General features: G+C 46.5%; 25 protein-coding genes. 1 reads left to right on the forward strand and 24 read right to left on the reverse strand.

Annotated elements, in window-relative coordinates:
- A complete protein-coding gene (locus tag DPV68_RS06060) occupies positions 1-1,695 on the forward strand; it encodes a M3 family oligoendopeptidase (protein ID WP_114165897.1) in 1,695 nt (564 codons plus the stop codon).
- 99 nt (positions 1,696-1,794) lie between these two features.
- On the opposite strand, the gene DPV68_RS06065 is transcribed toward DPV68_RS06060, so the two are convergent.
- The 24 genes from DPV68_RS06065 to DPV68_RS15040 form a co-directional block, all read right to left on the reverse strand.
- Positions 1,795-2,685 (reverse strand): aldo/keto reductase, encoded by an 891-nt coding sequence (locus tag DPV68_RS06065; RefSeq protein ID WP_304529350.1) that lies wholly within the window; start codon positions 2,683-2,685, stop codon positions 1,795-1,797.
- Positions 2,682-3,185 (reverse strand): hypothetical protein, encoded by a 504-nt coding sequence (locus DPV68_RS06070; protein ID WP_114165899.1) that lies wholly within the window; start codon positions 3,183-3,185, stop codon positions 2,682-2,684. Before DPV68_RS06070 ends, DPV68_RS06065 begins: the two co-directional genes overlap by 4 nt.
- 147 nt (positions 3,186-3,332) lie before the next feature.
- On the reverse strand, positions 3,333-4,439 hold the full coding sequence (locus DPV68_RS06075) for a hypothetical protein (RefSeq protein ID WP_198662257.1): 1,107 nt from the start codon (positions 4,437-4,439) through the stop codon (positions 3,333-3,335).
- 88 nt (positions 4,440-4,527) lie between these two features.
- The gene (locus DPV68_RS06080) at positions 4,528-4,956 is read right to left on the reverse strand and encodes a CBS domain-containing protein (protein WP_021066516.1); all 429 of its coding nucleotides are present in this window, start codon (positions 4,954-4,956) and stop codon (positions 4,528-4,530) included.
- 368 nt (positions 4,957-5,324) lie between these two features.
- Complete coding sequence (locus DPV68_RS06085; RefSeq protein ID WP_114165901.1) at positions 5,325-6,437, reverse strand: M14 family metallopeptidase; 1,113 nt, start codon at positions 6,435-6,437, stop codon at positions 5,325-5,327.
- Positions 6,438-6,524: 87 nt separating this feature from the next.
- Complete coding sequence (locus DPV68_RS06090) at positions 6,525-6,926, reverse strand: hypothetical protein (protein WP_114165902.1); 402 nt, start codon at positions 6,924-6,926, stop codon at positions 6,525-6,527.
- A 109-nt stretch (positions 6,927-7,035) separates the two neighbouring features.
- Positions 7,036-7,506 (reverse strand): flavodoxin family protein, encoded by a 471-nt coding sequence (locus DPV68_RS06095; RefSeq protein WP_114165903.1) that lies wholly within the window; start codon positions 7,504-7,506, stop codon positions 7,036-7,038.
- 71 nt (positions 7,507-7,577) lie between these two features.
- Positions 7,578-8,477, reverse strand: coding sequence for an SWIM zinc finger family protein (locus DPV68_RS06100; RefSeq protein ID WP_114165904.1), 900 nt, complete (start codon positions 8,475-8,477; stop codon positions 7,578-7,580).
- Positions 8,474-8,896, reverse strand: a complete 423-nt coding sequence (locus tag DPV68_RS06105) for a hypothetical protein (RefSeq protein WP_114165923.1) — start codon at positions 8,894-8,896, stop codon at positions 8,474-8,476. Before DPV68_RS06105 ends, DPV68_RS06100 begins: the two co-directional genes overlap by 4 nt.
- Positions 8,893-9,543 (reverse strand): SIMPL domain-containing protein, encoded by a 651-nt coding sequence (locus DPV68_RS06110; protein ID WP_114165905.1) that lies wholly within the window; start codon positions 9,541-9,543, stop codon positions 8,893-8,895. Before DPV68_RS06110 ends, DPV68_RS06105 begins: the two co-directional genes overlap by 4 nt.
- 19 nt (positions 9,544-9,562) lie before the next feature.
- A complete protein-coding gene (locus tag DPV68_RS06115; protein ID WP_114165906.1) occupies positions 9,563-9,937 on the reverse strand; it encodes a hypothetical protein in 375 nt (124 codons plus the stop codon).
- A gap of 82 nt (positions 9,938-10,019) precedes the next feature.
- The gene (locus tag DPV68_RS14835; RefSeq protein WP_157964140.1) at positions 10,020-10,193 is read right to left on the reverse strand and encodes a hypothetical protein; all 174 of its coding nucleotides are present in this window, start codon (positions 10,191-10,193) and stop codon (positions 10,020-10,022) included.
- Between the two features lie 77 nt (positions 10,194-10,270).
- On the reverse strand, positions 10,271-10,597 hold the full coding sequence (locus DPV68_RS06120; RefSeq protein ID WP_114165907.1) for a hypothetical protein: 327 nt from the start codon (positions 10,595-10,597) through the stop codon (positions 10,271-10,273).
- A gap of 91 nt (positions 10,598-10,688) precedes the next feature.
- Positions 10,689-11,186, reverse strand: coding sequence for a hypothetical protein (locus DPV68_RS06125; protein WP_114165908.1), 498 nt, complete (start codon positions 11,184-11,186; stop codon positions 10,689-10,691).
- Positions 11,187-11,202: 16 nt separating this feature from the next.
- Positions 11,203-11,730: a DUF2812 domain-containing protein gene (locus DPV68_RS06130; protein ID WP_114165909.1), complete on the reverse strand. Its 528-nt coding sequence runs from the start codon at positions 11,728-11,730 to the stop codon at positions 11,203-11,205.
- Positions 11,727-12,053, reverse strand: a complete 327-nt coding sequence (locus DPV68_RS06135; RefSeq protein ID WP_114165910.1) for a PadR family transcriptional regulator — start codon at positions 12,051-12,053, stop codon at positions 11,727-11,729. The genes DPV68_RS06130 and DPV68_RS06135 overlap by 4 nt, the downstream gene beginning before the upstream one ends.
- Before the next feature lie 122 nt (positions 12,054-12,175).
- Complete coding sequence (locus DPV68_RS06140) at positions 12,176-13,204, reverse strand: tRNA dihydrouridine synthase (RefSeq protein ID WP_114165911.1); 1,029 nt, start codon at positions 13,202-13,204, stop codon at positions 12,176-12,178.
- 18 nt (positions 13,205-13,222) lie between these two features.
- Complete coding sequence (locus tag DPV68_RS14840) at positions 13,223-13,393, reverse strand: hypothetical protein (RefSeq protein WP_157964141.1); 171 nt, start codon at positions 13,391-13,393, stop codon at positions 13,223-13,225.
- A gap of 1 nt (position 13,394) precedes the next feature.
- A complete protein-coding gene (locus DPV68_RS06145; protein WP_114165912.1) occupies positions 13,395-13,979 on the reverse strand; it encodes a dihydrofolate reductase family protein in 585 nt (194 codons plus the stop codon).
- 191 nt (positions 13,980-14,170) lie between these two features.
- On the reverse strand, positions 14,171-16,117 hold the full coding sequence (locus DPV68_RS06150) for a GmrSD restriction endonuclease domain-containing protein (protein WP_114165913.1): 1,947 nt from the start codon (positions 16,115-16,117) through the stop codon (positions 14,171-14,173).
- A complete protein-coding gene (locus DPV68_RS06155) occupies positions 16,114-17,421 on the reverse strand; it encodes a DUF262 domain-containing protein (protein WP_114165914.1) in 1,308 nt (435 codons plus the stop codon). The genes DPV68_RS06150 and DPV68_RS06155 overlap by 4 nt, the downstream gene beginning before the upstream one ends.
- A 570-nt stretch (positions 17,422-17,991) precedes the next feature.
- On the reverse strand, positions 17,992-19,266 hold the full coding sequence (locus DPV68_RS06160) for a hypothetical protein (protein ID WP_198662258.1): 1,275 nt from the start codon (positions 19,264-19,266) through the stop codon (positions 17,992-17,994).
- Between the two features lie 136 nt (positions 19,267-19,402).
- A complete protein-coding gene (locus DPV68_RS06170; protein ID WP_157964142.1) occupies positions 19,403-20,035 on the reverse strand; it encodes a DUF1643 domain-containing protein in 633 nt (210 codons plus the stop codon).
- 46 nt (positions 20,036-20,081) lie between these two features.
- The gene (locus DPV68_RS15040) at positions 20,082-20,342 is read right to left on the reverse strand and encodes an HNH endonuclease (RefSeq protein WP_255418301.1); all 261 of its coding nucleotides are present in this window, start codon (positions 20,340-20,342) and stop codon (positions 20,082-20,084) included.
- Positions 20,343-20,451: the final 109 nt, after the last annotated feature.

The raw sequence follows: 20,451 nt of genomic DNA on the forward strand, positions 1-20,451 counted from the left end.
ATGACGACTTTCACAAAATTGTCATATGAACGGCCCGACTTGGACGCTTTGAACAGCCGATTGTCGGACTATTCAGTCGAATTACAACAAGCGAGCACACTTGAAGAGGCGAACGAGTTGATTCGCCAAATCAACCAGGAACGGAACGAGTTCGAGACGCAAAGCCAGCTCGTCGCGATCCGCCACTCAATCGATACGCGTGATGCGTTCTACGAGGCCGAGCAGACGTTTTTTGACGACGCCTTGCCGGTTTACGAGAAAGAGGTCCAGGCGTATTATCGCGTCTTGACCGAGCACGACTTGCGCCGTGAACTCGAACAGGAATGGGGCAGCCAGTTGTTCGAACTCGCCGAGCGCGCGCTCAAGACGTTCGACGAGTCGCTCATCCCGAAACTGCAGGAAGAGAACCGCTTAGCGACCGCCTATCAAAAAGTCATGTCGGCGGCCCAAATCGAATTCGACGGCAAGACGCTCAACTTGTCCCAGTTCGGCCCGTATTTGCAGTCCCCTGACCGTTCGGTACGAAAAGCGGCGTCCGAGGCCCGGTATACATACCTCGCCGACAACGGGGACGAACTCGACCGTATCTACGGCGAACTCGTTCGCGTCCGGACCGACATCGCGCATGCGCTCGGCTTCCCGTCGTTCGTCGAGCTCGGTTACGCCCGGATGCAGCGCGTCGGCTATGACGAGTCGAACGTCGACAACTTCCGCAAACAAGTGCGCGACGTCATCGTCCCGCTCGCGACGACGTTAAAAGAGAAGCAGGCGAAGCGGATCGGCGTCGACGCGCTCACGTACTACGACGAGTCGTTCGTTTTCCCGGACGGCAACGCGACACCTCAAGGCGACGAGGCGTTCATCATCGAAGGCGGGAACACGATGTATCGTGAACTCTCGAACGAGACGGACGCGTTCTTCCAATTCATGCAACAGCGCGGCGCCCTCGATTTGACAGCGAAACCGGGCAAGGCCGGCGGCGGCTACTGCACGTACCTCCCGTCAGAAGGTCTCCCGTTCATCTTCTCGAACTTCAACGGGACGGCCGGCGATATCGACGTGCTTACGCACGAGGTCGGTCACGCCTTCCAGGTGTATGAGAGCCGTCATTTGACGACGCCGGAATACGCGTTCCCAACGTACGAGGCGTGTGAGATCCACTCGATGTCGATGGAGTTCTTCTGCTGGCCGTGGATGGAGCTGTTCTTCGGCGACCAAGTCGACAAGTACAAGTTCAATCACTTGGCCGGAAGCATCACGTTCCTCCCGTACGGCGTCCTCGTCGACGAGTTCCAACACGTCGTCTACCGCAACCCAGGAATGACGGCCGCTGAACGTCGCCAGGCATGGCGTGACCTTGAGAAAGTATACCTCCCGCACCGTGACTATGAGACGAACGACTATCTCGAGTCAGGCGCGTGGTGGCATCAACAAGGGCACATCTTCCAAAGCCCGTTCTACTATATCGACTACACGCTCGCACAAGTGTGTGCCTTCCAGTTCTGGGTGCGCATGCATGAGGACCGCGAGGCGGCGTGGAGCGATTACCTCACGCTCTGCCAAGCTGGCGGCAGCCGCTCGTTCCTCGAGCTCGTCGAACTCGCCGGACTCCAGTCGCCGTTCGAGGACGGCGTGTTGAAACAGACGGTCGGACAGATCGAAGACTATCTATTGAAGCATCCGCTCGCGAACTAACACGGTCCCACTCACGTCAGCGTGAGTGGGTTTTTTCGTGCTAGACGCGCGATGATGTCAACCAGAAAAAGGTGAACCCGTGAGCTCACCTTTTGTGCCTTAAATCACGTCCAATGGTTCTTTTTGGCTCGGGGGCGGGAACGCCTCGTCAAGCGCTTGGAAATCGTCCTCGCTCAAGTTGAGGAGCATCGCCGCTCCGTTCTCTTCCACGTGTGCTTTTTGCCCCGCTTTCGGGATGGCGATGACGTTTCCGCTCCGCACCGTCCAAGTCAGGAGGATTTGCGCGGGCGACGCATTGTACGCCTCAGCGATCCGGTTCAGCGTCTCGTCGTTGAAGACTTTCTCTTTCACATCGCTCCCTTCGGCGAGCGGTGCGTAAGCCATCATTGCTATTCCTTGTTCTTTTAGGAATGGCAACAAGTCGTATTCGACGCCACGGCTGCCGAGATGGTACAGCACTTGGTTGACGGCGCAGTGTTTGCCGTTCGGCAAGGCGAGCAGTTCTTTCATGTCGTCGACATCAAAGTTCGAGACACCCCATGCCCGAATCTTCCCGTCCGCTTTCAATTGTTCGAGCCCATCGACCGTCTCCTCGAGCGGGATGTCCCCGCGCCAATGTAAGAGATACAGGTCGAGGTAATCGGTGCCGAGCCGCTCGAGCGTGGCGTCACACGCCTTGACAAGTTTGTCGCCCCCAGCGTTGTGTGGATACACTTTCGAGACGAGGAACACCTCTTCCCGTCGATCTTGAATCGCCTCGCCGACGAGCGACTCTGATTTGCCATCTCCGTACATCTCTGCCGTATCGATGACGTGTAGCCCACAGTCAAGTCCCGTCCGGAGCGCCTCGATTTCGGCGTCCCGTTTTGAATCATCTTCCCCCATGCGCCATGTGCCTTGTCCGAGGGCTCGCATCTCACGGCCGTCCGGCAACTCCACCACGTTCTGTTTCAATGCCGCCAAAATCAATGTATGTGGAATTCTACTCATGCCATCTCCTCCTTCGTCCATGTTTCATGTAACGGCCCAGTCGTCCCGAAGACGGGATCGGTCGCCGGCTTGTCGACTCGCTCGATCCGCAACACATTGTCCGGCCGTTCTTCCGGTCTCCCTGTCAACGTATCATAGTCGCGTCCTTCCGGATAGGCACCGACGATGGCGAAGTCTTGACTTGCCTCGAGACGGCGATGTCCGGTCCCGGCTGGCAAAATCAAGACGTCCCCTGCTTCAATCGAGACGATGTCCCCGGTCGCGCCGCCGAGTTGAACCGTCGCCCGGCCTGTCTTCACGCCTAGCGCTTCATGTGTGTTACTGTGGTAATGGTGATAGTCGAACACGCCGTTGACCCAACTGTTGCTCCAACCGTTACGTTCGAACGTCACCTGGATCCCGTCCGTCTCGTCGAACACGCCGCGATATAAGAGCACCGGAAAAAATGGGTTGTTCGGAATCGAGCCGTCGTCTTCAAATCGATATGTCGACACATCCATGTTGTCCCCTCCTTTGTCTCTTGTGACTGTACCCGACATGGGGCAACAAAAAACGGCTGCTTGGTATAAGCAACCGAAGATGACGCACAAGTATGGTCCAGATTAAACGTTCCAATGGTTGAACTTCCCCAATTCCTTGAATTCCGTCTATTGATTCATCAATTCTAAAGCGAGTTGACGAACCGCCTTGTATGAATCCTTTACGTTCACCCAGCGCTCTAACAAGTGATCAAAATATAATCCGTCCTGTAGTTCCGCGATGACTCCGGCTGCATCGAAATCGTGTGTCAATAGAAACTGTTCATCTGGTGATTGACTTTCATCATATTTATCCTTCCCGAATCGTGCTTCAACGGCTTCACGTGACTTCCCACCGACCATGTCCCAATCCTCTGTTGTGAACGAAGTAATGGCGTAGTCATAATAAGAGCTGTAACAGAGAAACGGTTCATTCGTCCAAAAATCTCGTTTTTGATCATATTCATACATCACTTGCCAGTAATGCAGAAAACAACCGACAAACGTCGCGTTCCGATCATCAAAACCGTCGTTCTTATCACTCGTTATAGTTTGCTCGCTTCCATCGTCGTAGTTGATATGAAAGTGGATCATTCCTTCTACCGACGTATCTTCGTAAAAATATACGGAAGCGCGATATGTAGACAAATATTCGGTTAATGGTGCGTGCAGACCAGTCCTTGCATCTTCAAATGTGACATCAATTTGTTGAATGATACGACTATTTGCTTTCAATCCTTCGACATAAACGAGATTTAGAATGAGTGGGGTAAGCGCTTGCCGTGAAGCCTCGACATCAATCCACCGCTCCAAAAGATCGTCAACATAATAACCATCCTCAATCAACTCCAACGTATTCTCTAAATCATCTTCCAAAAAACTTTCCATAACAACCTCCATATCGTGAAGTCGTCCGTATGCAGAGCGGTCTCCGACAGAATTGCGTTCGATGAGTCGTTTCGTCCGAAAATCTTGTCCGCTTCGCCATTCCATAATGTCCTTATAACGTTCAGCAAAGGCTAATAGGGTAGGCCGATAGTAGTGACGGTCTTCCACTTCTTTTATGTCGTGCTCGACGACTTGAACGGTGCCGTCCGTATATGTAACACGATATTCAAACGTTCCCTGAATGGCCTCGTCTTCAATCAAATACTGAACAGGTCGATTGGTCCGTAATGAAAAATCAGCCAATCTTTCCGTTTCCTTCGTAATGGCATCCCGAAACCAAATCTCCAACGTCTGAATCGTATATGTATTCATCCTAACCCTCCTCACAGTGCGCATATAAAAACCAACCTGCTTTCACACAGGTTGGTCCGTTCGCTCAGTTCACTTTATTCTCGAGCTGTTGCAACTTCGTCGAGTAATATTCGATGATGTCGCGGCGCCGGATGATGCCGATGAAATACTTCCCGTCATCGACGACCGGTACGAAGTTTTGATCGGTGATCGCATCGACGAGCTCCTCGATTTGCGCCGTGATGGCGACCGGTTTATACCGTACGCGTTGCTTGATGTCCTTCAGACGTGTCCGGAGCACTTTCTCGTAATCCTCTTCCCCGCGAAGCTGTTCGGCGAGTGCCCAGAGTAAATCCCCTTCCGTCATCGTCCCGGCGTAAAAGCCGTTCTCTGATACGAGCGGCACCGAGGTGAAGCGATGATGCTTCATCTTCTCGAGCGCTTGACGCACCGTCGATTCCGGGTCCAGATATTTGACGTCTTCTTTCGGATATAAAAAGAAAGCGATATTCATGACAATCTCTCCTCAATCTAAAAATCCACTTTTTCATTGTATCACGTATCAAGGTCTAGTCATCACAAATTGACCTTTCAACCGTCATCCATCCCAACAAAAAAGTGTCTTCCCTTTTCCTTGTCCTTGTTTCCACATAAGCTGTTCAAATTTTGGGAGCGCACAAAACAAGCACGGTCCCGAGCGGCTTTTCCATAGCCATCCTTGACCGTGTGACTTCGTTCAAACCCAACATAAACTAGATACTTCATTTTAGCTATACCCGAGAAAGAACCAATCTAGCCGTAACAAACCAATTTCACTCAATATGAATGTCACTAAAAAACAAACCTAGGAATAACCTTAGGTTTGTTTCAAGAAAAAATTGATCAACGGTCGCGCCAGAGCGATTCCGCTTTCATGACATGCTCAATCGCCGCCGCTCCTTCGCGTAATACGGACGTCCGCCACGACTCGTCTTCCGGATAAAACATGGCCATGAATTCTTTACGGATACCGTTGCGGGCTTCCGGGTCTTTCGTCCCTTCAAAGTAGAGCCGGTTCTCGAGGATGATCGTCAAGAACTCGCGAATCATCGCTTTCGTCGACGTTCCGAACGTCCCGAATTCGAACAAGGCGGAGACGAGTCGTTTCTCCGGGTAATGCGTGTCCCGCACGTAATAGAAATGGTTTGTCGAATCCCCGAGGACGTCGGTCGGGTCAAACGTCTGGATGTTCTTCAACCCGTACGTCCGTTTTAATTCGTCCACGTCACGTCCGTCGCGTTCGCTGAGGACCATCGTCACTTCGTTTGTCGGACCAAGTGCCGTATGCCAATCCATGTGGACGACATGGTCATAACGTTCCAGCAAATCGTGTTGAATTGCCTTCATGAAGACAGCGGACGGCTCATCTGACTCGCCGCCGTAGTAGACGCCTTTCGGGAACTGATATTGCCCCATCCCTTTCGCCTCGGTCATCGCGTCGAACCCGTCGAGTTTGATGCCCGATCCGAGGAACGAATAGATTTGTTCGCGCGCCTCGTGATAGTTGTCGATGACGCCGTCCGGGACGAACAAGTGCCGCATGACCTCATACTCTTTGTTAACGTTACGCGGAAGCGACTCCCGGTCGATGACATAGTTCCGGTTCAAGTCGACGTTATGTTCATTGACGCGACGGAAATGCTTCATCCCCCACGGATTGACGGCATGGATGAGACAGATGCCGGTCGACTCATGCCGGACGTGTTGAAGTTGCGTCTCGACGAATTGATGGGTCACAGCCGCACCGGCGTATCCTTCGATACCATGTTCGCCAATCGTCATGAAGAGGATCGCCTCGCGTGACCCCGCCGGTTCCCCGATGATGATGTCGATCGTGTCGTCACCGATCGAGTGGGACATCACGCGTGCCGTCGGATAATCAGTTTTGACACGGTCGAGCAGGGCGAGAAACTTTTCGCGCGACTCTTCATATGATGATGAAAAATACTGACTCATAGTGACTCCCTCCATTCTTGTCTTCTGTATCCCTTTCCCATTACAGGTCAGACTAAAAACGCCCCCATACGGAGACGTTTTCTGGAATCAATGGGCCCCGGCCTTTGTACCTCGATTTTGACGCCGGAACTCAAGCAAGTAGACGAGCGGGGCGAGCAGGACGGCACCGAACAACCAATACGCGCCTGGGCTCTCGAACAGCGTATCGAATGCCCGGAAAAACCAGGCGACGACCGTGAAGCCGACGATGAGTTCGGCCGTCCAGATGACACCACGACGGACTGCCAGCGTGAGTGAGTTCGTTTTTTGGAAGAGGGCTGCGAGAAAGGCGACTAAAAAGGCCGGGAAACTACTGAACCAAAGCATCCGATTCAACGTCGACTCGGCAAAATACGTGTTGCCGAGCGACACCGTGATGAGATAGTGTGCGACGAGCACGATTAAGACGACAATCCAACCGACGAGGACGTCACGTTCCCATTTTTTCATCATTCTCCCTCCGTTCTTCGCAACAGAGCTACTCTTATATTTACCCGTTTTGCCGTTGCTTCGGTCAAATCCAGATGAAAAAAGACGCATTCCTTGGGAACACGCCAGGTTATTTGTCCATCAAGTGACGAGCCCACTCGGTCGCCCGCTCAATCTCTCCGTCTTTGAGCGGCCCTTCTTTGTCGAGGACGATGAACGATTCTGTTAACACCGGTTCCGCTCTTTTGTCGAGCAGCAATCGCTCGATCCGGCTCGAGGCGTGACCGAACCATTTCACGATTTTCCCGACGAAAAAGCCTTGGTCTTCTTCGGCCATGCTCGTATCAAACGCCGCGGCCCGGATGCCCCGAAGCGCATGGTCCGACAGACCATCGAGAAACGTCTTTACGTCCTCGGTCTCGCGTCCGCCGTGCGTCGGTGAGCCGACGACGAACAAATCGAGATTGGCGAGGTCGCCGTACCCGACGTGATTGATCTGCATGATGTCGACTTGGTGCAAGTCGTTGAACCCGTCTTTGATGGCATGCGCAACTTTTTCCGTGCACCCGTACATCGAGTCAAAGATGATCAGGATTTTCATGTGATGCCCCTCCCCTGAGTGAAACTCCCTATTCTCCATATAAGACTATTCCCTTTCTGGGAGATACCCCATCATGAATCCAGTCTTTTTTCAATCATCTGAAGAAGTGTCTCTACGTCTTCAGTCGCAAGGCCATCTTCCTCGGTGTCCCGGTACCTCTCCATGTATTCATGTAAGACGTGCAACTCATGTTCCATCACGGATGCTAGTGATGTCAGGAGATCCATATGCAAACCTGACCACATCCATGTCTCCGCCGCCTTCAATACGTTCACCAGTTCAACAAGGATGGCTTCATTCGAGATCGCATCGATCGCGGAGCAAACCGCCGCGTTTAGTTCGTCTGCCGTCTCCCAGCTCAGTTCGGTCACCTCTTCGAAGTCATAGTCTGACATCGCAATCAGTAACGAGATGCCTTGTTTCAGTCGCATCTCCGGGTCTTGCACAATAAGCACGTCACTGATTCGTGTGTTAATGAATGACTGAAAGCTTGGCAATAACATATAGTCAAGTTCGGGCACAGGAAATTTTTCACTGAAGCGACGGCGCATTTCTCTGATGACTTGATCGAATGATTTGTGACTCGTATCAAACGAACGGGCGATTCGCGGATACAGTTGTGGATCACTCGCCAATCCGACCAGGAGATCGACGAGTTGTTGTTTCGATAGGTTCTGGAGTCGTTGGTTTATCTTTCGATTTGACGGTACTGCCACTTTTTCACGCAACAAGAAGTATGCGGCGACCTCATGTTTGCAGTGACCTTTTATATACGGGCAATCACAGTCCGAGTCGTCGATATCGATGCCTGTCAACGTGATGATGACTTCATATCGCTCGGACCCTTCCGCTATAAGCCTATAAGTCGATTCATCTTCTGACTCAATCATGACCCTGCCTTCCATCCAGTAGTCATAGCCCCGATCAATGATACGACTCGGAATCTGTTCTTCAAAATCGTATAGATTCATGCTTGTCGCCTCCTGAGAATCAAGCTGAGTAATGCGGCCCCGATTCCTACGGCAGCATATGCCACCTTATCCAAATGGTCACGCAGGCTGAACGGGGCGTCGTGCCGATACTCGGCCCGCTTCCACTCAGACCCATCCTCGACCGCGAGCACGTCTTCTGTCGCTTCCCCGTTCACTTTCCGATACGTCGTCCCGAGCGGATACATATTCGAGGCGTCCCCGTAATAGCTGCCGTCCATATCGTCAGCCAACGTCTCGACCTTGCCGACGACGGCACCCAAATCATCCTCCAATACGGCAACGTCCATCACTTCATACACCCGTCCGTCCAACACGACGAACGCATACGCCCACGATAAGGCTTGGGCCGACAAAGAGACGGATAGGAACAAGAGCGCCAGAGCAATGACGCGTCTCACTGAATCGCCCATACGAACGTCGCCGAATCGCTTAAATCAATCTCGTCCGGCTCAAGTTCTGGCATTGCCGCCTCCGAGAAGAGCACCTCGTCATGGAGCGTGAGGCGTGTCGGCGAATAAAGATGGAGCTCGCCCCACGTGTAGTCGATTTGCAGCAAGTCACCGAGCGTCGCCCCGGCCCCTTTCGCTAACACTTCGGCCCGATGGCGCGCGTTCGCCGCCGCGCTCGCGAGCAGTTCGTCTTGAATCGAATCCGCATCCTTGATTGTGAACGAGATCGACAGCTTCGGCTCGGCTAGTGAGTTGCTGACGTGTCCGATGACCACTGATAGCTGTTTCGTATCGAGCGGAAACTCGAGTTTCGTCTTTTGTTTGCAGACGTAACCACGGAACCGTGATTTATAGTTGCCTTCTTCGTCCCGGTAACTCTCATAGTCGGTGTCGATCGAGAAATCGGTTGTTTTCAAATCACTCTTTGAAAAGCCAGCTTTTTCGATCGCCTTTTGTAGTCGCGTGACGGCAAGCGCCGCCCCGCTCATCGTCTCCTCATAGCGGACGGCTCTTGACGACAAATCCATTCTCACGACAATCAAATCTGGCTTGGCCGATACTTTTCCCGTACCTTTGACGGTGATGGTGCGTTCCATGTGATTTCCTCCTCTTGGTTCACGAGATGCCGAACAGTTTCGTGACGGCCCTCCACTTGCGCGGATAGGCGTTGCTGCCGCTATGTGTCCGAACGATGCCGTCCGGTTGTGTGATGGTCAGACTCCACTGCGTCCCGTCGAGAATCATCAAGTCGCCTTCTACTTCAAACGTCGCCGGCCACTTGTCTGTCCCTAACGCCACGAACGCGGCGTACACGTCTTTCGTTTCTGTTTCATCATACGTGACGAACGTATCCTTCGGCATCGCACGGCTGTCTTCTTGCCAGTCAATGACTCGGACAGCCGTCCCGTCCGGAAAGAATGTCAATGTGGATTCGTTCATGATTCCGAAACCGCCAACTCGGAACTTGATCTCAAGCGCTTGTTCTACCATGTCGCGACCCCCTTTTCGTTTTCATCCACTGTATGATTTTCTTCGCTATCTTCATGGCATGTTCCCCCTTTTTACGACGAAGTCACGTTTTTCCGGTCAACGCGACCGCCAGTCCAATGAGGTAACCGAAGGCTGCACCTGCTACAATCCCATACACCAGCTCGAAATCAAACAAGAGCGAACCGATGATGCCAATGCCTGATCCAAATACAAGTCCGAGTCCGATAACTGATGTTTGCCACTCATTCGAAACCATTTCACCCATCCTTTCGAAGGTACACACTCAAGTCATAAATCGCCTGCAAGGAATTGACGATGACAATGTTACTCGTCTCAGTGACTACCTAAGCGGTGAGCAGACGGATAATCTCGGGCGCCTCTTCCTCTGTCCGCCTCATCCGTGGCATCAATTGGGCCAAGTGCCCTCTCACTTCTTGTGGGATGGCGAGATACAGTCGCTAGAACAAGGACGGTTAGTGCACTTGAAGCAGGTCCGGGTGACGGCGTGTCACTTTCTCCATCGCATCTGAGCTCCGCATCCGGACGACCGGTCATCGATTCTTTGAATCGTTCCGGGTCATTCCCGATGAAAATGACGACCGCTTCGACGTGACCGATCGAACGCAAATCTCCGTCGCTTAACACATCTCGTATGTCCATTCTTCCACCTCTTTCCTCACCCTCACTTCACAAAAGAGGACCCAGCACATACTGAATCCCGCTTGCGTATACCATGAGTCGGCCTCCTTAATCAGTTCGTACTTTTTGTGACACGAAGGCACTGTGGTCGTTCGAATCCGACTTCACCTAAAAACCGTAGCGCATCTATCGTCAACTCGTCGAGCTTGATGGATTGAACGTTCGGCTCCGTCTGTTCATCAACCCACACTTTCCAAATCTCGACCTCCTCCGCCGTCTTCAAGTGGTCGGCTATATACTCGATGAGCTGTTCTGCTCTCACATCGGAATAACGCCAGCGCAACTCCACGACGTGCGGTTTTTCCGAGTACGCCTCGACGTTCGCCACGTCATAGTACAAGTCTCGCTTGATTTCAATCTCGTCGAGCTGCTCTTCCGACTCGACGTTCATCAAAATCTTTTCGTCACGATCGAGGTCCTCGTCGTCTGTGAGCATGTCGGGCAACACGACACCTTTTTTGATGGCCTCGTTGATTGATAAGAGTTGGATATATGGATTTTCGACTTCTTTAAGTGGGTAATCGCTCGTAATAAATTGGAATTCACTCATGCTAATTTCCTCCCTTTTAGTCTTGTTCTGAAATTTCACGCAGTCCTTTCAACGTACGCGATTTTTGTGTCTGCCGTTGAATCAAATAAGCGACGAATGCGGCAAGCGCGAGGTTCGGCCAAATCACCCATACCGCAAATGGACTCAACACATTGATGCAGACAGCGATGATATTGACGAGAAAAACAAGCTGATACAATTGCAACACGCGATTCGTTTTCGCAATCATCGAGTCAAAATCGGAATAGAGATGAAACGGGCCGTCTTCTGTGCGCTTCCGTAGAAAAATCCACCGGAACGATGTATCGACCACTTCGATTTCCATCTCGTCTAAAAACTCAAGATACGCTTTAGATTTGGAATGGTTCGGAAGTTCTTCGAGCAATTCGATTCGATACATGTATTCATCTGGTTTCCCTTCACTAAACACGTAACGACCAATCTTGAATCGTTCTAGCAACCAGCCTTTTGCTGCCATCTCATTCAACCATTTCTCTTCTTTTTCATAATCGACATAAACACGATAAACTGTTTTTGTTTTCATGACCGGTTCGCTCCAATCCACTGTTTCCCGTTTGCGACGAGTTCTTCAAGGCGAACGAGTTCGGCTTCAAGCACTGATTGTCCATCTATGGTGATGACATACTCCTTTTTTCGCCCGCTCGCTCCTTCGACCGCCTCGATCCATCCCTTCTCTACCAGACTGCTAAGTGCCCCATATAAGGTCCCTGCCGCCAATTGAACGCGATTGTTGCTCAATTCTTGTACAAACTGCATGATGCCATATCCGTGCCTCGGGACTTGAAGCGATAACAACACGTAATAGACCGCCTCTGTCAAAGCGACACTCCCCACTGATTTCGTCATAATTTATCTCCTTTATTACGTCTGACGATATATCGCCTACCGATACATTTAGTGTATCCTAAAATTTGGTAGCTGACTACAAGAAAAAAGGGACCCAGTAGACACTGAATCCCGGTAAAACATTATTCGACTGTCGATGCTGCCTCGGCAAGCGCAGCTTCTTCTTTATGATAGTTCTCGACGAACGCATCAAGGTGTGCCCGCACTTCGTCTGTCGATTTCGTGTCCATGAGCTTCACACGGAGATCGCTCGCCCCGCGGAATCCTTTCACGTAAATCTTGAAGAAGCGGTGCAAATTCGAAATCGAACGCGGCACCTCTTCTTGGAACTTATCTTGCAAATCGAGTTGGAGACGAAGCAAGTCGAGATGCTCTTCCATCGAGTGCTCACGCGGCTCTTTCTCGAACGCGAACGGGTTCTTGAAAATCCCGCGACCGATCATGACGCCGTCGACGCCATACTTCTCGACGAGCTCGAGTCCCATCTGACGGTCGAGGATGTCACCGTTGATTGTAATCAATGTGTCCGGCGCGATCTCATCACGCAGTTGGACGATATCCGGGATCATCTCCCAGTGCGCGTCGACTTTACTCATCTCGTTGCGTGTGCGTAAGTGAATCGACAAGTTGGCGATGTCTTGCTTCAAGAGATGCGTCAACCAGTCGCGCCACTCGTCGAGCTTCGCAAAACCGAGACGTGTCTTGACGCTGACTGGGATGCCCCCGGCTTTCGCCGCTTGAATAAGTTCGGCCGCGACGTCAGGACGGAGGATGAGCCCGCTCCCTTTTCCACGCTTCGCCACGTTCGGCACCGGGCAACCCATATTGATGTCGAGGCCTTTATAGCCCATCTCGGCCATGCCGATGCTCATCTCGCGGAAGTAGTCAGGATTATCGCCCCAAATGTGGGCGACCATCGGCTGTTCGTCCTCGGTGAACGTCAAGCGTCCGCGCAGGCTGCCTTTCCCTTCCGGATGGCAGTAGCTGTCCGAGTTGGCGAACTCGGTGAAGAACACGTCCGGGCGTCCGGCATGGGCGACGACGTGGCGGAAGACGACATCGGTCACGTCTTCCATCGGGGCAAGTATAAAGAATGGACGCGGCAGGTCGCGCCAGAAGTTTTCGTTCATCGTAAAATCAGTTCCTTTCATTCATACAGTCCAACAAAATCACTTCATCCATTCTATTATGGACCGGGAAATGTAGCAACTGTTTGACCAGTCAAATCGGATATAATGAATGTAATCATAAGTCGAAAAGAGGAAGATGATGATCATTTGGCTCAACGGCGCATCCAAAGCTGGTGAGATCGCCATCTCGAGATGTTGTTCAATCTTCATGTCATGCCTCCTGTCGATTCCGTTCGTAACGAACGATGTGGACCCCGTTTGGCATCAGCTGCTGCTCGATGACATCGAGTCGAAGCGGTACAATCAGATTGTCTGGAAAAAGCCGTTTCCCTGAACCGATGACGACGGGATAGACAATCAATCGATACTCATCGATAAGGTCATCGGCAAGCAATGTGTGAACGAGTTCACTGCTCCCCCAAACGTGCAAGTCGAGCCCGTCTTGTTGCTTCAGCCGTCTCAACGCTTCAACCGGTTCCGTAAAAAAGGTGGTCGCGTCCCAGCACGAGGCGTGGGATTGGCGTGTCGCCACATATTTCATCGCCCGATTGGCTTCTGGCCAAACATCGTCGTGATGCGGCCAATAGCTCGCCCATTGCTCATACGTCTTCCGACCGAGTAATAAATCAAATGTACTGTTCATTTGGGTTCGAATCCAAATCCCGAGCTCTGGACTCGAAAACGGCTCCGTCCATCCCCCATGTACGAAGTCGCCACTTGGGTCTTCTTCTTTCCCACCAGGTGCCTGAATTACCCCATCGAGTGATAGATGTTCTAAGACAACGATTTTTCTCATCTCCAACTCCCACTTTCGGTCACTAGTAAAAAACCTCCGATTGAGTCAATCGAAGGCATGATACGTTCATCTTATTCTACTTTCTCCAACCGAGCTACCATCTCGACGTGCATTATTAGCTCTACATACAAAAGGACAAAAGACTTTCACCTTTATTTATTGTATTCTAAAGTACTCTTGCAGCAAAAAGCTCAAGCGATGTATTCGCTTAGCAGTTGTAAAATATCGTTTTCCATTTCTAAAATCTCCTTACGTTTCGTTTCATCCCAAACACCAAAAGTCTTGCTGCTTATTGCCATCATTTGTAACTTCAGACTTTGAGTAGAAAAAATATTTCGCCAATTTTCAAGTTTCGCAAGTGGATCAAGATTACCAAACGAAGAATTCTGACTGACCACTATCAAACATAGATTCCCGAAGCAGTGTAGCAAATCATCAGACATTTTCGATTTCCCTTCGGTTACGTTTGGATTTTGTGGATACCAATGCTCAATTGAACGTCTGTATGTAAAGTGGAAATCATCAAACTTGATTGTAGCATAGCCTTGTTTCAACTTTTCTCTGTTTTTCCACAACACATAGTCGGTTAAGTTGAAAGCATACACAGGTACAAACTGATCGTATCTTAGTCTGTGAGCATCAACTTTACTATCATTACATATCCTTTCTTTTGCAAACTTCTTAGACATAGACTCTAAAAAGACATAAAATTTTTCACCAAAGTTAGCCTCATTTAATTCTTCTGCATTTTCGAATAAATATTTGAGCGTTGAATATAGCCATTTAGTATCTTTATAAGCTGTAAAAGTGACAGCAAACATCGATTGCAACATAAGTATTTCGAGATTATTGGTCGAAAAAGAATTCTTATCAAATCGTGTTTGAACATATAAATGCCCTCTCGCTTTTTCATTCTTGTCTTCGCGATAGGATTTTTGCAGAAACCATTCTCCCTCTTTGCGCCTATTGGTCGTTTCAAGAGAATTCCGGATGATCAAATTATCAAAAATGAATTTCGCTTTTAGCAAATTTTCCCCGAATCTTAATATCCATCGGCTATCTCTTGAAGATACTTTAAAAGCTGACTTCAGCTTTTTATCATCCAAGTAGATTGAATCTACTTCTACGTTATCAGTCAAATACAAAACATAATAAAGAAATGTATTAAAATTTACAATGCAGCGATATTTATTGGAACTTTCGTTCTCTATAGATTCGATGCCTGCATCAGTACCATTATCAAACGATTCGTCAATGGCGCTAATAAGCGATTTTTTATTTTCCTTGTTAACGGCCATTTTTGAATAGATATTTTTAAGATTATATCCATACCTCCAAGAATTCCTTCCTGGCTCATATTCACTCCACTCGCACTTAAAAACTTTTTCTCGTTCTTCGTCAGCATCTGATCCCTTTGTTTTTTTATTGAAGAACTTAATACAAGGGGTTTCAAATTCTGAACAAGCATCCCAAACCTTAGCGAACTTTTGAACTTTGGTAAATGGGATCCCTTCTGCAACAAGTCGTTGCATGAGCTCAGTTTTTATAATTTCATGATATTCCAATTGTTCACCGCGCGAATTAAATCGTTCGAAATATAGTTTAACATCTAAGCTTTCGGGCATTTCACTAATAAAAATTTTAACCTTTTGGAAAAGATATCTATAGAATTCCCCAATTGAAATGTTTCGAAAGTCATTAGAACCTATATGTTCTTTAAGAGCACTCACTGTTTCATCATAACCACGACGCAATTCATTGTCTGACGTTTCTTCAGTTATGCTCTCGTTTAAAAATAAATTTTTTAACGTATCATTCGACCCTTTTCGTGCTGAAAAACACAAATTGATTTTTTTAACGAACTTTGTGTTAGAAATATATTCATTTTGAATGGCAAGAGCGATCAGCAGTATAGAAGTAAATCGCTGTTGCCCATCTATGATCGAGTATTCATCCCCATTTTTACTCACGACAAGAGTGCCTATAAAATACTCGGAACGATTTTCTTTAATCGAATCGAGAACATCTATTATCAATTGTGTAATTTCCACGTCAGTCCACGCGAAATTTCGTTGGTACAGTGGGATTGAATAGCTATTATCATTCAGCAAATCAAATATAGATAGAGGATTGTTCACCCTTTCCCCTCCTGATTAAGCTTATTTATAATGTCTGAAGCAGTTAGATTGCCAAGTAAATCAGTATTAATTCGGGCAACAAATTCACGTGGGGTAGCTGAAACTGCTAATTCTTGAAACAGCTTCTGACTTTTTTTCTTTTGAAATGTCCCGCTCGCTGCATAATTTGCGAGTGTGGTATCGTATATTGCTTTTGCAGCAGTTCTTGGATAAAACGCCCAGACGAAAATCTTTTCACACGTTTCTCGGTCGAGTGCTTCCACTCCAAAACGATCTATAAATGTTGCGAGTAAGTTAGTGAACAGATTGATGCTTCTAGAATATTTGCTTTTCTTGCTGTTCACTATCTCTTGGAGTTCATCTGAAAGAAAGCCATCTATTATACTGTCTTCATAGAAATTATTTTTGAAAAGTTCATATGAGAATTCGATAAAATCAAAGAAGGCACTCCCATTAATTATTGGCATACAAATCGAATTAGGGAATCCAATTTCGTGTTTAAGTAATTCTTCGTATAACCGCAAGTAGGGATATGACGCATTTTGAAGATCAACACCCTTGAAATCATCAATAAAACGCTCAGTGAATTTTAGTTCATTGCCATACTTTTTTCGAGACAATCCTGAATCACCGTTAACCCAACGTCTTATTCTAAATAAATGCTTGTCAAATAAATCGCGAAGATTAAATTCTTTGTCATTAACAAATTCTTCCCATTTTTCTATGGTGCGTTCTGCCGGATCTTTAATTGATCGTAAATGATAGGCTTTTAGCAAATCGTGAGGTTCTAAGGCCTTGCCACGGTTATTTTGGGAATCAAACAGCTGAAAAGCTTCTGTTAAGCCTTCTGATGGCATCTCTATGACGGAAACTTTGCAATGATTCATCATAAAGTTGTTTATGACGTCGACCTCTTCTTTCGAAATTAATCCACAAAGAATACGCCATTCATCATAGGTCTCTTTTGCGTGAAGTTGTGAGGCGCCTATGTAATTTGCGTTTAGTAAGTTGCTAGCACCATCAGGCAGATTGTCTTTTGCGGCAAAATACAGAAATAATGAAATTGAAATCAAACGTTGCTGTCCATCCACGATATCTATATTTTCATTGTCTTTATGATGCAAAATGATAGAGCCGATTCGATACTCACTAACGTTGTTATCAATAGCTTCTCGTATATCATAAAAAAGGTTGCGAATATGCCTACGTTCCCATTTATATGGTCGCTGATACTCTGGGATTTTAAGATGTCCATTTTGCAGGACTTCTGATATTGATTGCACTGAAAAGATAATTTTACTCATCGTTTGTCTCCATGTGGATTCAATTTTTTAATAAACGTTCATTCATTGTTTACTACTTTAAACGCGTCGATCATTACGTACTTCTGTCCCTTTAGCGTGTATTATGTAGAAAATCATTCTATTCTTTATTATCGACAAGTTGCACAGAACGATGCTCTAGAAAGAAGATATCATTTGATATGTGTCTATGAAAGATGATTTTTGGTGGCATTCGATATCCATTTTTTGATTCTTCACTCATTTGTTTTTCCCTTTAAATAATGCACGTATCACGTTCAACTTGTTAACTCACTAGCATAAACATCAACTCTTTTTACCAAGTAGTGATATCATTTCCGCACATGAATATATTTCCGATGAATAAATAAAAAGAGGTTTTTTAAAGTCTTGAGTCCAACCCAAAACCTTAAAAACCCCTTATCTACCATGTACTTTTCAAGCTTACTTTTCAATTTTCTCCAACCACGCCACCGTCTCCACATGTGTTTTGATAGAATGATGATAATAAAACGCGTAAATTCGATTTTGCGTAATGATGTACCCCCTAATCTTTAGGGGGACTCAAACATTTTACTCATCTTCAACTGCCACAAATATTCGTTGTTTCTTATTTTCGGTGGGAACATACAGAATTTCTTTTTCTTTATATGGCAGTTCAACGATTTCATCAATAATATGGTCAATTCCATCGCTCTCCTTGCTCTGTTTCATACCTGTTTTTAAGGTGCTATAGTTTTTGTTTTCTGACTCAACTTTTTTGTTGACTTTATTAACACCCAATTTAGCTTTGCCAGCAATGGCCATCCTGAATAAAGCTTCAGGTAATATGCCCCAACCAGTAGAACTATAATTGTCAGTTAATTCATCTAATGATTCTTCAAATTTTATCTTTTTCTCAATCAATTGATTACTGCTCGGCTGCTGTATAATAGAATAGACCTTCTCAACTTCTAAATCAATATGATGATAAAAACTTTGAGCATAATTTTGTTTTAATTGCCTGGTTAGTCCATTAATCATTTCTATTTGACCACCAATCTTCATTCTGGTTCCAATCTCAATTAATTCTGCAAACAGAGATAATTTACTAGCCTCAAAAGCAATTGTCATTGTGAAATTTATTTCCAAAAGCAACTCTTTTTCGGCTTTTGAACCAATTTCATTGTGCAATTCTCTTTTTTGTCTTTTCAAACGATACGCATATTCTTCATGAATTTCATCTGCAGTTTTTTTATAGTTCCTAATCGCAGATAAATCTACCGTATCAACAAATTCTCTATTCGAGATTTCAGACAAACCCTTTCTAGCTGCAATCAAACGCCCAATGTTTATATCATGATGAAAATTTAGTAGTTTTTCCAATTTCGCATCCATATATGTCATTTGAGTATTAATTTTATGTAAATAAATTGTCCCTGAAACAGCTGACATCACTTGCATTCCTGCTGAAAGAAGAATGGCTGGATTCACAGAAACACTTAAACCAACATCAGCGAATCCAGCATGCTCGACTAAACGATTTGATGCGTCTCGCACCATTGTTGTTGTAGTTCCATTTGCAAATTTAGACAAATTGGCGGGATTTACAGTTGCAGTAAACAAGCCGTTAGGTGCTTGTTTTGCAATTTGAGCTAAAGTCATTCCTTGATTAGCAACTTGCAGTGCCGTCTGTGAAACGTTCCCCGTCATTAATGACAAGTCAGATACAAAGACCTCCTTGTATTTTTTCTTTGCTCCCAATTTATCATCAGTTACTTTTTCCAGAGAAAGCTCATCGCCTATAGGGTTAGAGACAACAATTTCATTGATTTCATTTGAGTTAATTAACATTTTATCTTCAGACATTTAAACTATCTCCTCGGACTTTTCAATAGATTTTTATACACTGACACCAAGAAACATTTTATGAAAAATGCTAATAAGTGAAACTTCCCTATTTAGGGCAAGTTTTCCGACTAAGATTGGAATGTAGGGCTAGATGTCATCTAACAAATATTTGTGTGAATTCTAGATCTGTGATGGGTTGGATACAATGTTCACGATATTTTTCTTTTTTTGTAAGTGGACGAGGATGAGGCACATAATATATAGGGTTGTTAATAAATTTTTTATCCTTTGATTTTAATACTTCGTAAGTATATAATTTTTCGGATGCATTTCTAAAAACATTTATTATTTCAGAATGACTATCTAGTTGTTTAATGATGCCTTTTTGTCCTTTCATTCCCCAGCCCAGAAAAGTGGCTTGTCCATACGAAACCGCTTCACTTATGAACGTCCAATTAACAGAATCATAAGCAAATTGGTCACTAGTTACATTTCTGCTAGTGCCATCAATAATACTTGAAACATTGACAACGTGTAGTCCGTCATAACCAAGTTGTACGTTTGCAACATCCATTAATTGATCAACTGTATCATCGGATTGATTATGTGCTGCATTACTTGGGTTCATCATAATAGCGGTTAGGATATTTCCTCCATCCCCCCAGCATTTTTCTAAAAAGTATCGCCGTGTACCATTCGTATTAAAAATTGCTTTCCCTAGAATACCCTCATATGTACCTGTTTTAAGAGATAGTTGATTGTTTCTAGCTAGCTGTTCAAACCACAAATTCATCCCCCCGCCCCAATTTAATAACCACAAAAACTTAACCCATCTAATTGAAAGATATAGTTCTGTAGATTTTTTCTTTCAATTCTTCTATTGTATAAGCCTTATCCCCCACTTTGGAGTGAAGAGCTAAATGGCAGTTTGGACATACTGGACATAGATCATTTATTGGATCGATATCATACTCCTCATTAACTTCAGATAGAGCTCTAAGATGATGAACATGAATTTTGCCTTCAAATTCGTCCCCATAAAACTTAGCAAAATCAAATCCACATACTGAACAGTAACAACCATAATGGCCTATACATTGTTATCTTGCTTTGTAATTTCTTTCATATGAATTAACCAAAACCTGCTTCTTTGCTCCTTCTTTAAGCTTAGGAGATTCTTGTGCAGACAATTCTTCTGCTATG

The organism is Exiguobacterium sp. TNDT2, from assembly GCF_003331145.1.
In the GTDB taxonomy this organism is placed as follows: Bacteria; Bacillota; Bacilli; order Exiguobacteriales; family Exiguobacteriaceae; genus Exiguobacterium.

Bases quoted from the DNA above. Each gene is read 5' to 3' on its own strand.
- DPV68_RS06155 (WP_114165914.1), bottom strand. From the start codon at position 17,421: ATGAGTAAAATTATCTTTTCAGTGCAATCAATATCAGAAGTCCTGCAA.
- DPV68_RS06065 (WP_304529350.1), bottom strand. From the start codon at position 2,685: ATGAGTAGAATTCCACATACATTGATTTTGGCGGCATTGAAACAGAAC.
- DPV68_RS06125 (WP_114165908.1), bottom strand. From the start codon at position 11,186: ATGAGTGAATTCCAATTTATTACGAGCGATTACCCACTTAAAGAAGTC.
- DPV68_RS06120 (WP_114165907.1), bottom strand. From the start codon at position 10,597: ATGGACATACGAGATGTGTTAAGCGACGGAGATTTGCGTTCGATCGGT.
- DPV68_RS06080 (WP_021066516.1), bottom strand. From the start codon at position 4,956: ATGAATATCGCTTTCTTTTTATATCCGAAAGAAGACGTCAAATATCTG.
- DPV68_RS06110 (WP_114165905.1), bottom strand. From the start codon at position 9,543: ATGGAACGCACCATCACCGTCAAAGGTACGGGAAAAGTATCGGCCAAG.
- DPV68_RS06090 (WP_114165902.1), bottom strand. From the start codon at position 6,926: ATGAAAAAATGGGAACGTGACGTCCTCGTCGGTTGGATTGTCGTCTTA.
- DPV68_RS06070 (WP_114165899.1), bottom strand. From the start codon at position 3,185: ATGGATGTGTCGACATATCGATTTGAAGACGACGGCTCGATTCCGAAC.
- DPV68_RS06095 (WP_114165903.1), bottom strand. From the start codon at position 7,506: ATGAAAATCCTGATCATCTTTGACTCGATGTACGGGTGCACGGAAAAA.
- DPV68_RS06140 (WP_114165911.1), bottom strand. From the start codon at position 13,204: ATGAAAGGAACTGATTTTACGATGAACGAAAACTTCTGGCGCGACCTG.
- DPV68_RS06115 (WP_114165906.1), bottom strand. From the start codon at position 9,937: ATGGTAGAACAAGCGCTTGAGATCAAGTTCCGAGTTGGCGGTTTCGGA.
- DPV68_RS06100 (WP_114165904.1), bottom strand. From the start codon at position 8,477: ATGAATCTATACGATTTTGAAGAACAGATTCCGAGTCGTATCATTGAT.
- DPV68_RS06145 (WP_114165912.1), bottom strand. From the start codon at position 13,979: ATGAGAAAAATCGTTGTCTTAGAACATCTATCACTCGATGGGGTAATT.
- DPV68_RS14835 (WP_157964140.1), bottom strand. From the start codon at position 10,193: ATGGTTTCGAATGAGTGGCAAACATCAGTTATCGGACTCGGACTTGTA.
- DPV68_RS06135 (WP_114165910.1), bottom strand. From the start codon at position 12,053: ATGACGAAATCAGTGGGGAGTGTCGCTTTGACAGAGGCGGTCTATTAC.
- DPV68_RS06060 (WP_114165897.1), top strand. From the start codon at position 1: ATGACGACTTTCACAAAATTGTCATATGAACGGCCCGACTTGGACGCT.
- DPV68_RS14840 (WP_157964141.1), bottom strand. From the start codon at position 13,393: ATGAAGATTGAACAACATCTCGAGATGGCGATCTCACCAGCTTTGGAT.
- DPV68_RS06130 (WP_114165909.1), bottom strand. From the start codon at position 11,730: ATGAAAACAAAAACAGTTTATCGTGTTTATGTCGATTATGAAAAAGAA.
- DPV68_RS06085 (WP_114165901.1), bottom strand. From the start codon at position 6,437: ATGAGTCAGTATTTTTCATCATCATATGAAGAGTCGCGCGAAAAGTTT.
- DPV68_RS06160 (WP_198662258.1), bottom strand. From the start codon at position 19,266: ATGTCTGAAGATAAAATGTTAATTAACTCAAATGAAATCAATGAAATT.